General features: G+C 35.0%; 10 protein-coding genes and 2 tRNA genes. 9 read left to right on the plus strand and 3 right to left on the minus strand.

What is annotated here, in order from left to right; all coding sequences use genetic code 11:
• The first annotated feature begins 101 nt into the window (after positions 1-101).
• From MJ612_RS00970 to MJ612_RS01000, 7 genes are all read left to right on the plus strand, one after another.
• A tRNA-Pro gene (locus MJ612_RS00970) sits at positions 102-175 on the plus strand.
• 65 nt (positions 176-240) lie between these two features.
• Positions 241-314, plus strand: a tRNA-Arg gene (locus tag MJ612_RS00975).
• A gap of 376 nt (positions 315-690) precedes the next feature.
• Positions 691-4,407, plus strand: coding sequence for a PIN domain-containing protein (locus MJ612_RS00980; protein WP_187028576.1), 3,717 nt, complete (start codon positions 691-693; stop codon positions 4,405-4,407).
• A gap of 290 nt (positions 4,408-4,697) precedes the next feature.
• The gene (locus MJ612_RS00985) at positions 4,698-5,159 is read left to right on the plus strand and encodes a hypothetical protein (protein WP_187028577.1); all 462 of its coding nucleotides are present in this window, start codon (positions 4,698-4,700) and stop codon (positions 5,157-5,159) included.
• A gap of 30 nt (positions 5,160-5,189) precedes the next feature.
• Positions 5,190-5,399 carry a hypothetical protein gene (locus tag MJ612_RS00990; protein WP_187028578.1) on the plus strand — a complete coding sequence of 70 codons (210 nt, stop codon included), beginning with the start codon at positions 5,190-5,192 and terminating at the stop codon, positions 5,397-5,399.
• Positions 5,400-5,405: 6 nt separating this feature from the next.
• Positions 5,406-5,633 (plus strand): hypothetical protein, encoded by a 228-nt coding sequence (locus MJ612_RS00995; protein ID WP_187028579.1) that lies wholly within the window; start codon positions 5,406-5,408, stop codon positions 5,631-5,633.
• Positions 5,634-6,280: 647 nt separating this feature from the next.
• Positions 6,281-6,769 carry a hypothetical protein gene (locus MJ612_RS01000; RefSeq protein WP_187028580.1) on the plus strand — a complete coding sequence of 163 codons (489 nt, stop codon included), beginning with the start codon at positions 6,281-6,283 and terminating at the stop codon, positions 6,767-6,769.
• 755 nt (positions 6,770-7,524) lie between these two features.
• On the opposite strand, the gene MJ612_RS01005 is transcribed toward MJ612_RS01000, so the two are convergent.
• Positions 7,525-7,914 carry a hypothetical protein gene (locus MJ612_RS01005; protein ID WP_187028582.1) on the minus strand — a complete coding sequence of 130 codons (390 nt, stop codon included), beginning with the start codon at positions 7,912-7,914 and terminating at the stop codon, positions 7,525-7,527.
• Positions 7,915-8,178: 264 nt separating this feature from the next.
• On the opposite strand from MJ612_RS01005, the gene MJ612_RS01010 reads away from it, so the two are divergent.
• Both MJ612_RS01010 and MJ612_RS01015 read left to right on the plus strand, forming a co-directional pair.
• The gene (locus MJ612_RS01010; RefSeq protein WP_187028584.1) at positions 8,179-8,634 is read left to right on the plus strand and encodes a hypothetical protein; all 456 of its coding nucleotides are present in this window, start codon (positions 8,179-8,181) and stop codon (positions 8,632-8,634) included.
• On the plus strand, positions 8,625-9,398 hold the full coding sequence (locus tag MJ612_RS01015; protein ID WP_187028586.1) for a hypothetical protein: 774 nt from the start codon (positions 8,625-8,627) through the stop codon (positions 9,396-9,398). Before MJ612_RS01010 ends, MJ612_RS01015 begins: the two co-directional genes overlap by 10 nt.
• Positions 9,399-9,814: 416 nt before the next feature.
• On the opposite strand, the gene MJ612_RS01020 is transcribed toward MJ612_RS01015, so the two are convergent.
• A complete protein-coding gene (locus tag MJ612_RS01020; protein WP_187028587.1) occupies positions 9,815-10,408 on the minus strand; it encodes a hypothetical protein in 594 nt (197 codons plus the stop codon).
• Positions 10,409-10,428: 20 nt separating this feature from the next.
• Entirely contained in the window at positions 10,429-11,802 is a 1,374-nt protein-coding gene (locus MJ612_RS01025; protein ID WP_187028589.1) for a M23 family metallopeptidase, read from the minus strand.
• Positions 11,803-12,177 lie beyond the last annotated feature (375 nt).

Below are 12,177 nucleotides of genomic sequence, written 5' to 3' on the forward strand. Positions count from 1 at the left end.
ATTTTTTAAAAATGTTTTGACAGTTTAAAAACTTCGCTTACTTTTGCACCGCGTTCAACAATAACAGCGACACAATCGCTTCCGGAGTTGAAAGCATAGTTCGGGGTGTAGCGTAGCCCGGTATCGCGCCACATTTGGGATGTGGAGGTCGTAGGTTCGAATCCTGCCACCCCGACAAAAAATTTCGGAAGAGATTCCGAAATTTTTCATTTATAGGAGACAGTAAATTACTGTAGCCATGGTCTCGTAGCTCAGCTGGATAGAGCAACTGCCTTCTAAGCAGTAGGTCTTTGGTTCGAATCCAAACGGGATCACTTTAAAATCAAGCACTTATAAGTCTAATCTTATAGGTGCTTTTTTTATGTGCACACAATTTGCACATTATTTGTCTGTAATGAACTCATTGCTACTTGTGCAAATGTTATTCTTACCAGTTTCAGACAACTGTAAATCTCTCCTTTTAATGAGATTGCCTTCCTATCATAACATGAGCGTTTTCATGTTTACCAGTTAGCAGAAGCCGAATGTGGTGCTCCCTTGCTTGGTGAATAGTTTAGAATTAATAGTAAATTTAAGTCAATGCTTTTAGAGGGCATGGTTAAAGTCTAACTAATCTGACATGGTCATAAATAAAGCTCTCTTAAAGGTCAATTAAATAGAAAACTTACATAGCACATTAATCAACACTGCATGACTGGTTTTATAGCAGAAACAATTGTAGCATATGCTATTGGTAAAGGTCTTGATATCGCACTTGCCAACCGCGAAGATTTTAAGCAAAGACTCAATAAAATCATAGAAGCTTCAATAGATGAGTATGTAGAAAGGTATCATATAAATGAGCCTAAAGGCAAGTATGCATTCTTTAGATCTCAGCTCTTCATGGAAGAGGTGTTGAAATTCAGGCTTTTCAAGAGAGATGGGTATAAGATTGATCAAGCGAAACTTGAGAGGGAATTGTCCAAGTTCCAAGACTTTATAAGTCCATCAGAGGAAGAGTTGGGCAACTTTATGCAGGTGTTTGATTCTAGGGTTAATGCAGACGAAAAGCTAAAATTGCTTGAAATAGAAACCTTCTATAAAGAGGAGGTTTTTGAAATTACTCAAAAGTTGAACCGTGTTCTGCATTATTTAGAGACATCAGTAAAGGAAACGATTAACCTGTTAGAGGGAGAATATGAGCGAGAATTGAACGAATGTTTAGAGGATATACATTCTTTTAAACCTGAATCTGCACTAAAGAGAATTGAAGGGATTCAAGCACAAGTTAATAATAACGCTAGACATGTGGGTGACCGGTTAAAAGCTAATTTATATCACTTGAAAGCTATTTGCCTTGGGCTTCTGCAGGAAACTGAGAAAGCGAATGAAAATATCCTGAAGTCTTTCAGGTTGGCCCCTTATAACGAGGTGTATTTACAGAAAGCCTGCTATACCTATTATATAATTGGAGATAGGAAGTACGAGACATTAGTTAGTAAACTAGAGATTGTTGAGGAATATAGTCCATTTTTATGGGCAGTAAAAACGCTGCAGCATAAAAGAGATGCTCTGGCTTTTGTTGAACAGGAGGTTCCTGAGATTGTTAAAAATAAGATCGATTATAAGAGGTTGGTTTTTTACCACCTGATGAATGCTTCAAATCAGGAATTATCCAGAGTATTAAAAGCCTTAAGAGAGGAAGAGAATGGAGAGTTACCTGAGACGATAACCTATGAAAGCTTTAGATATTGGGTTTTAAAGCTTAATGTAGCCTACGGGAACTACATGCGCAATACCCCTATCATGCTGAATGAAGGAGCTGGCGTCACAGAAGAGGGGCTATTCGTCTATAAGCTTGCTGAGAAGATTCTCGAGGTAATAAAGGGTAGTGAGGTATTTGAAAAGTTTACAGAAGTCGAGTTTATTTATTATTGGCTTGAGTTTGAACTCTACGAAACACCTAACACAATCGACAAACTGAGACGGTCGTTTAAGCGGCAATCTGTACAAAGAAATGACTTCACTTTACTTTTTGCTAACGCTCTTTTTAAAAGTGGGTGCTTGGATGAAGCTTTAGATGTTATCAATACTTATAAAGGAGAGCCGGACAAGTATCTTCTATCCTTAAAGGCTTTCTGTTTGTTCTTTAAGGATGATATCATAGGCTATCAAACTGAGGTAGAGAAGTACCTAGAATCTCTTGATAGCATTAATGAGCACAACATTATAGAAACATTGAATGTAGTTTCTCCTTTCAAGTCGGATGCTCATAATTGGAACAGAATTCACGAAATACTAGATCAAAAGCATTTTTCTAACAAGGACTATCAAACTCTGTTAAATCTTTTTCTCTTTCGTACAAAAGCAGAACCACTTAACCAGGAAAGGCTTGACCAGTTGGAAGGGTTGAAAGAGACTTTTTCAGATGAACATGGAATTTGCTATGGTCTGGCGTTAATTTATTTCAGTTGTGGTGAGTATAAGCAGGGAGTTGAATTGCTTGCATCCTATGTAAATGAAGACAAGCCATCAAGGGATCTGCTGCTTTACATTAATGGCCTTGATACTTTAAAGGATCAAGGCCAGTTAACTTTACTAAGGCTACTTAAGAAGTGGAGAGAAGAGTTTCCGTATAATGATGTCTTGCTGCGCAGAGAGATCGAGATAAGAAGATACCTAAATGATTGGTTAGAAATACAGAAGATTGCAGCCTATGGGTTAACAATGCATGCACTTGATGAGAGCTATTGGACAGCGTATATCTTATCTCTTGATAGAAACGGGAATGAAGATGCTATAGAAGAGGCCGTCGATAAGGTGAAAGGATTAACCTTCAGATCAACTCCCAACGCCATGCTAGTTGCAGGCGTGTTGAATAGAAGAGGCCACTATAAAGAGGCTCTCGATATTGTTTACGCGAAGGCGATCAATCAGCTAGATAGTGTTGCCCGGCAAAACTATTTTGCGCTCTTACTTCGACTACCTGAGAATCTTTTAGCAGCATATGATACTGTAGAAGAGGAGCGATATGTTAGATATCAGATAGACGGTAAGGAGCAAATTGTTTTCGTTAACGAAGAGTCTTTAACCCAAAACCCTATAGTCAAAGAATCTCTGCACAGGAAGGGAAATGAGGTTTTTACAGTTACAACTGGATTTTCACGGAGGCTCCAAAATGTAAAAATTCTCCGGGTAATGAATAAATACTTGGCACTTCATGATGAAATTCTACTAGAGGCGAGAGATAATCCTATAAGCAACCTGCAACTAGAATCTATAAACTATAAAACAGATGATATAAAAGATTTCGAAAGAACTTTTGTAGAAATGTTCGGCGCGCAGGAACATGAAAGACAAAAGCGCACGGATGAGAACCTGAAGAATTACTATGATTTTAACCTGTCTTTCTCTGAATTGGTTATCGGTAATTTCAACAGTGATTATATAGGGGCTTATTATTTTATTACTTCAAAGGCAGGAAACGGGCTGGTAGTGACACCAATCAGGTATTATGAGCAAAAAGTAGATATTGAAACTTCAACTATAGTAGTAGACTTCACAACAGGGCTGCTTTTATATGAGCTGTCTAAGGAAGTAAAAATAGAAATAGGGGCTTTTGTAATCAGTAATTCCTTTATAAGTATCATTGATAATGAAATCCTAAAAGCTAAGCACGAGCCAAAATCTAAGATATCTTTGTCTGTTATAAATGGTAAAGTCGTTCCTCATTTTTTGCCTGAGGATTATAATAGTAAAAGGCTTGCTCTTTTAGAGGAGTTTAAATTATGGGTGAATGAACACGCAAGAGTTGAGGTGCCTGAGGAGAAGTTGGACGCTGCAAGAAAATTGTATGAGCAAAAGGAAGTAAACAAAGTCTTAGAGCATTGTATTGATAACGTAACACTTGCCCAAAGGGAGGGTCACATATTATTATCTGACGATTCACTTAATTTTAAATTGTTATCACCACTTTCAGGAAAGATTATAAGTTCGGAATACTTTCTAATAAATGCCTATCCTAATAATCAAAACGAGATTTATGAGTTTTTACTGCAAAGGAAGTTTAGAGGAATATCTTTAACTACAGAACATTTACGCTTAGCTTATTTTAATCAGCATAAACCGGGGAAACAACACCTTTATAATGCAGCTCTCCTTAATTTATCTCTAAAGATTAATTTTAGCTTAGATCTTGTTACCGTCTGTATTCTCTTCCTAAAGCAATTGGCACTCAATGCTAGCATCTCTGATGAGAAATATAGGATGGATGCAGCTAACTTATTTTTACATTTATTAAAAGGTAACACAACTCTTACCATAGGAACACTTCTTACAGATACCATTCAGAAAGAATTTCATCTTTTGCCAAAGCATTTGCTTATTACCTTAAAGGCGCTTGAGGATGCTGTGGCAATATTTGATTAAATAGTTTATCATCCTCCTGAAATAACTAGTGTTATCTTGCTAATTAATAGAGCATATGAAATATAAAAGTACATAAAGAAAGAGCTATCTGTATTATAAATCCAGCCCATCTTGAATAATATGATATTACTCTAAAAACTTATAATAAGCACAATAACATATTTGATATTCAAACTATAAAGCCACAATGTGGGGTTTAATGCTTCTTAAGATTTGTTTCATAAATCAAATATTTAATTTTACTAATATAGATTTAGTATTATATATCCTGTATTGCAACAAAAAAATGTATGAAACAGTTAAACTTGATTTGTCTTTTATTTTCTACCCTCCTAATACTGTCTTGCGATAAGGACGAACCGCAGCCGGCATTAACAGAAGAAGAAATGGTTATTGGAAACTGGCAGCGAACCGGTTTTCGGCGTGAGATATATGATGTCAACGGAGGGTTAGTCGGTGATGAATATTATGCTGATACAGAGTTCACAATAACTTATACAAAGGATAAATATACTTTGAGTAGCCGTGGTCATGTTGAAACGGGCACTTATGATTTTAAAGTTGATCAAGACACCCGCTACTTACAACTAGAAGAAATAAATAATACCATAAGTAGGACATTATTCATTGATAGTGTTTCCAGATCAAAACTGGATTTCCATTATACTATAGATCAATACTCTAATTATGGAGAACCAGTATATATAGGAAGAACTGTATACTATGAGTTTTATAAAAAGAAAAATAGATAAGCGGCGTAGTAAGCAGTGTAATAAGAATTTATGAGAAAGTTTTGCAGCATAAATAGAGCCGAGCAATCAATGTTAATTCAAGGTCTTGAAGCTCTTTTAGAAGACTATACTTATCAAATTGAGATCAGTAAAGACAGAGATGCTATTGAGAGGTATGAGTTTTTGCAGGACAAAGCTTTAGAACTGTATAATAAACTTGAAGACAGAGAGATTACTGACATAAGGATTGAAGAAATTTGAATAAAAATGACACCGACATTAATGAAAAACTATTTATTATCACAACATCAGAAAAGAAAGGTAGCTAATGCTTTAGACTCAAAGATTCAACATTTCAAATCTGAACTTGCTACCTTACATCCTCTGCACTCAGACAGAAGAAAAACACTTGAGGAATGTATCGAGGAATATCAGTTAATACTTTCTGTGTTCAATGAGCAAGATTTGAATTCTGTAGTTATTCAAAATGCTTAAGATTATCTAAAACCTCTATCATTAGAGGTTTTTTATCTCATGGTAAACTCAATCAGACTTACCTATCAATACAGGCTTTATGCATTCCCTGATTATTGGTCTATGCGTAAAGTCAGAGATGAATTACAGGCAGAATTTAAGACAGTTGTCGTAGCTAAGGAATTTTCAGAAGTCAAAGCTATTGAAGCTAAGAACTTTGTTGAGACCTTTCATAGCAGAGATAATAACTCATACAGGAATTACTTGAGAGAAGGTAGACAGGATTTACAACATTCAGGCCTTTCAAGCCTTAAGACAGCATTGCAAGCGTTGTATAAGCTGAATTGTTACTCAGCTAAGTTTATACTAATAGAGAGAATTTAAATACTTCATCATTGTCCTCTTTCAGTTCCCATATAGCACCTTTTTCATTTACTTGTGCAACTCCTTGATAAAAGTCTTTGAATCGTGGTAAGGGCTGTATAAAAGTACGACTAAAAGGCATTGCTGAATCTGTGCTAGCTTTAAATGGACTATGGCTATGCAGGTGCGCGGTAAAATCGAGTAATAGAAATAAGTAAAACATCTTTTCCTTCTAGTAAGTCAAGTAGTCTTTTAGTAATAAATTAATATATTTTAATATAATATTTTAACTTGCATACTGTGTTATGAATACAAAACTAACTAGTATGAAAAGTTTCATTAAAGTCAATTGTTCCCTTGCCATCTCACTTTTGATATTTATCTCTTTAGTAAGTTGTTCAAAGGATGGTGATGCACCATCAACTGACATGTCGAAGGTATATGGTCAATGGTTAGCCACTGAAATTTATAGCAATGGTGTAAATATTATTTCTGAATATCAAACAAGTAATGTCGGTATCATAGAAGTAAGTGATATGCATAAGGAACTATACAATGCTCAAGGTGCATTTGCGGCGGTATTAGGTTATACGACTGATTCAAATCCCAATGGTACTATATATCTACAAGGATACTGTAAACTAGTTAGTAGTAATGTTATGCGTGTTACGCAAGAACTTGATATGCATTCTTATGATCTCAAAATAAAAAAAAGCACTTCATCTGAATTGATTTTTGAGTTTGAAGATGATGAATTAGGCTGGCTTGAGATTCGTTGTAAGCCACTTAGATAAGTAAAATATTTTGTATAGAAAAGGGAGGCACATGTTTCCTAATATGCTTATTCACTAAAACAACTCTCCAATAAAATCAATTATATAATTAGCCGGGTTGTTGTGGTTTACCTTTGTAAATTATCTGTGCTATAATGAAGTAGGGTGCTATAGCTGCCGTTGCTGTTATAAACTAAATATATGCGACTTGCCGTTTTTCATCTTCACACGAGCCTACTACTTTGCTCTCGCCTTCGGGTAAGGAGAACTGTATAAGCTCATTGCTCTTTACTGTCTCAATGACCCCGATTACCATTTAATGCATTACCTATGCGGCAGTTAAGCAGGTAGTGGCTTGCTTCTAGTTACATCATGCCTGGCTCTGTGTCTGAATCGAGCCGTTCAAATGTTATGTGCTGTTCAGACATAGTTAAATGTTCTGGATTAAAGATCGATTAAAATAAAAGTCCTTAGGTGTTGGTGTAATTCAGGAAGTAAAAACAGTACTTATGTGTAGCAAAGGCTTTGCTTTTATTCGCGCCTCATATCAAACTAATAAGTACTGTATCACCTGCTGAATAAGCGTAGCGGTTAGTTTAGGTGTTGTGTCAGGTAAGGATAGAAGAAGTAAACAAAGGAAGCAGGCCGCAAAAAATAAACCTGATCCTAAATTGGGTACCCACCGGCTTTTATAGAGTTTGTTTCCTTTAGCGATGATGATCCCCACGTTTTATAGAGATAGCCCCACCCTTTTACATGACTCTAGGTTTATGGAATCAGGCTGCAACCTGGGCTATCTCATATCTAAATTCCTTAGACAGACTGATAGCGGCTCTTACAACTTCTACCCCTTTGGCAGTTAAGGAATAAGTGTTGGGCTTGCCTTTGTGCATAACTAGGTAAGGGCTTTCACCTTCACAAAGTTTGTGTGTGGCATAGTATACTGCTACACGGTTAGACTTGCTGTAAGCTAACAAAACCGTTATCTCCGGAACAGATAAGCTTAGTATCTCTTCTGATGGCCTGTTGCTGTAGCTGCCAAGTAAAGTAATGATTGCTGCTTCTAGTGGTGGAAGGCTATACTCTTTGTAGATAACTCTCTGCATCCTATACCCTATAGACAAGATCTCTAAGGTATCCGCATCGTTTAGTTTCCTGACTCTCATGCTATTATGTTTTGTGTAATTAGATTGTACTGTAATACTGAATTACGCATTTAAAACATCAGAAAAATTATGACATTGTTGTAGTCAAAAATCATGGAATAGCAGTTTGCACACTTTTGTACATAAAAAACGCTAATATTGTAATATCAAAATATAATGTCATAAGATTAAATTAAAGCAATTAATCCCCAAATCACCTCCACATTGTGCGAATACACCAAGGGTTACTCTTATATTAGTTTATGACAAGCCTATAATGATGACATGGCAACAAATCATTTTACACATACAGACTATTTCTCAGCATCTTTGACAAGATATGCTGACTTAGCACACCTCAGGACAAATACATCTTCAGCAATATTTTCTGTTTATACCGCAGGTGTTTCTATAGAGTGTATGTTTAGAGCATACATTACCAAATACACAAAAGAATTTGATGCAAAACATGATTTAGAGAAACTCTTTATTAAATCGTTGCTTGGTTCAAAATTTGACATAAAGCAAAAGGAGCAGCTTACAATTGCAGTAAAAAAAGCAAATCAGATTTGGGCTAATGATATGAGGTATGCTTCTGAAAAAAGAATGAAACGTTTAATAGCGCATAAGAATATAAGAGCTGGGCTTCATGATGTGAATAAATATATCGAAAGATATTTTAAAGAAATTTTTGAAGCAACGGATTTAATAATCGCAAAAGGACACGAAAAATGGACTTAATAGATAAAATAGATAAAATATTAAGAAATACTAATTTGAAATTCCCAATTATTGAATTGCGCAATGATGATCAAGGCAATATTACTGGACACATTTCAGATGAAACATTTAATAGTCTTTCTGACAAAGACAGTCAAGAATTAATTTGGACTGCTTTGCGTAGAAACCTAGAATCAGATGAAATCTTAAGAGTAATTGCAATTTTCCACGAGACTCCCTCGGAGAGAGTTGAAAGACTAACTGGTTATAGAACCAATGATGTTCGTTTCTCAAATTTTTGGTTTCATCAAACACCTGAACTTGCTAAGTATTGGCTTTTCATTGACGTTGCTAAGTTCGGAGAAGATTTCAAATCGTTTTATATTATTGTTAGTGAAAAGAATAATATTAAGCGAGCCTTAACATTCGTTTACAATAAAGAAGTTTTATCATTTATGGACCTTGAACATAATGAAATTCATGAAGAGCTTTACTCGAATACATTCGGAAACGCTGAGGCAGAAATAAAGATGGACTTGATGAACAAATATGAACGTTTATCTTCACAGCAGTTATATGGCAAGGCAAATATGTATTGGTATGTTTACGAAAGTTTTAAACTAAAACCAGTATCTAAGAATCAACTCATCTTTACTGACGGAGAAATTTCAATGATTAGTAAACAATTAGAGAAAATAGATAACTTCAGTATAAAGAAAGACATTCAAATAGCAATACATAAATCCACATTGATAAATAAAATGAAAAAAGATATCACTCAATAAAGCCTATTTACTAAAAGCGATTTGCATGAGATCAGTATCTACTTTACAAGTTAAAAGTGAGTGTGCTTTTGATGTATGCTTTTATATTATGTGATCGTATAGAGGAGATATATTTTGCCAAGTTTGAACTAATACAATTCCAAACTATAGCACGTGTGTTTACAATTAATTTTTAGCAGAAGCACGGTTATTTAGAGAATGTATCGAAGCTTATAATCACATCTTGTAGCTATTTAGCTAATCTGTAAAAGCAGGATGTGACTGTTTCATTTACGTTTGTAGCTCACAATTGTAACTTTCTTGTCATTCAATTTTATTTGCAAAAATAGAAGTAATATAAATTGGAAAAGGCAAGAGTAACTTCTTAAATAGAAGACACCTTGCCTTTTCTTTATGTCAAAATTTTAAACTTCTTATTAAAAATAAAAGCCTGTTATAACCCCGCTATTATGTTCAAAAAGTAATGCATTATCAAGCAATATTTTTTTAGTCACAGGTTTTATTTTGCCAAATTCCTCAACATAAGTAGTTTCGGTCCTATAAATTTGGAAAAATAATCTCTTCTCTTCTTTTGCATTATATGAACCTGAATGAAGTGTACTTAATCGACTAAGTGAGTCCCCAACTTTAAAATAATATTTAAAAGGATTAGTACTATCAACAATATTGTTAATTATTACATAATAGTTAGAATTGCTGATGTGGAAATCGACTAGAGTATTTCCTTCAAAAGTAAATTCTGCACCATTAAATTTGTATACAGTCTGATTTACTTCATTCATTTCTGAATATTCTGTCGTTACACTTAGTGCTGAACCTAAAGCTGAGACTAAACCTGAAGGAGTACCATTAAGGTAAAACTTTGTTCCAGTTGTAGTACCTGTATTTTTTGCTACGGCTACCCTTTGAATATCTAACTGACTCAGAGTTACGGTCTGTGCAAGTGATAGATTAAAAAGGGAAACAAGAAACGCAGTTAAGCATAATATTATCAATTTTGAATTTTTCATAACCTAAGCATTTATTTTTATTAACAAGGTGTATTTATTGGAGTACCTGAGCTATCATATTTTGTAGCACTATAGACTTCAGGATCTAAACCATTAGATCTTTTGTAAAGTGGGGTAGGATTTACTGCATTAAAGACCTGCACATGAACATGCGGTACAACCCCCTTTGCCCAAGCGTTCCCTGTTTGCCCCGAAAGCCCTATAACCGTGCCTGGATATACAACATCGCCTACGTTTAGATCAACACGATCTAAATGATTATATTTAATATCTATAACCTCACCACTTGGCAAAGTTGTTCTAATAGTTATATAATTCCCATATGAATCCTTCTTATAACCAGCAGGACCAGTTGGAAAGCTTGATACAATATCTACTACTGTACCTCCATACATTGAGCCAAGTGGGGTACCTGGGACAACTGAAATATCTAAGCCATCATGGTACTTTTTGCCTTCTGATCTAGTATAACCTCTTCTGCCCCCTTTAATATTCCATCCATTTGATGGAGTAATCTTTGGGTCTTTAACGAAGTCCCCAGGACATGGCATTGGAGTCTCCCCATACTCAGGAGGAGTACACGTGCCACACCCTCCACTACCATCACCAGGTAAGGGTGGCTCTTCTACCCAAACACAGTCATCACCTTCATAATAGCGGCCAGTGTAATACCAACTCTGATCCCAGCTACACGTTGTGCTATTTGCAACAGTTCTAGGCTCCTCACAATATCCATCTATACTAGTAGTACTTGCACCATAAGTAGTTGTGCCACAAGTCATAGACCAATAACAGGTATAACGAGGTACACATTGCCAATCATTCACTGAAGCTGAACCTTGTGTTGCCTGTTCTGTTGTTTTTCTTATTCCATTTTCATAATCAATGACCCCCAAATTATTATTGGATAAATCTTTTATAATAAGGTGACCTGTAAAATTTTTAAAGCCCGAAGTCAAGGAACTAGAATTGTTAGTTGTAGTTATAGGCTCTTCAAAATTATAAGATGCCATCATAAATGTTAAATCTGTTGCAGACTTCTTAACAATAAGAAACTTTTTAACACCTATGAACTCGATGTCTCTTTTTTGGGTATCACTTTCATTTTTCTTCAATATTGGCTTTAATTGTATATAGGTATATGTATACTTATCCTTAACCTTAGTTGTGGATGTTTGCCAGATTGGTTGCCAGTAAAAGGTAGTAGAGTCATTGACTTTTTCATGGAGCTTGGAATCATAAGACCTTTTTACATATTCTTCTTTAATCATATCAAGACTGGGATCCTCATCAATAATAGGTCCATTTTCTTCGGAATCTTTGACACAAGAAGTAAAAATTAAGAGTAGGAGAAGGGGGAATATCTTCTTCCAGTTACATAAGATTGTTCTCATAAAATTGAATTTTAGTTTAGACAATTTTATGAAGCTATAGGATTTAAATAAAGGAATAATATATACAAAAAGTAACATATACCTTGTGTTACAAGTAACAGACACCTTGTGTTACAAGTAATTTCTATCTGCTATATTCCTAAAAAAAAAGCCCTAATATGGAACAATTGCATACAGATTTTATACAATAAATCTTAAAAAATAGCATGAAAGTAACATTTCAATATCTTATTAAATAAGTTTATCTACTTCAGTAATTACATAGTACACAGTTTCACGATAACTGCATCAGTTCCACTTTGGGAGCAGAAAGATATATGCGAGAGCAGCATTAACAATTTTAAGATAGTAGGCCAAATAGGAGCTGAAATGGCT

This window comes from Pontibacter deserti (assembly GCF_023630255.1).
In the GTDB taxonomy this organism is placed as follows: domain Bacteria; phylum Bacteroidota; class Bacteroidia; order Cytophagales; family Hymenobacteraceae; genus Pontibacter; species Pontibacter deserti.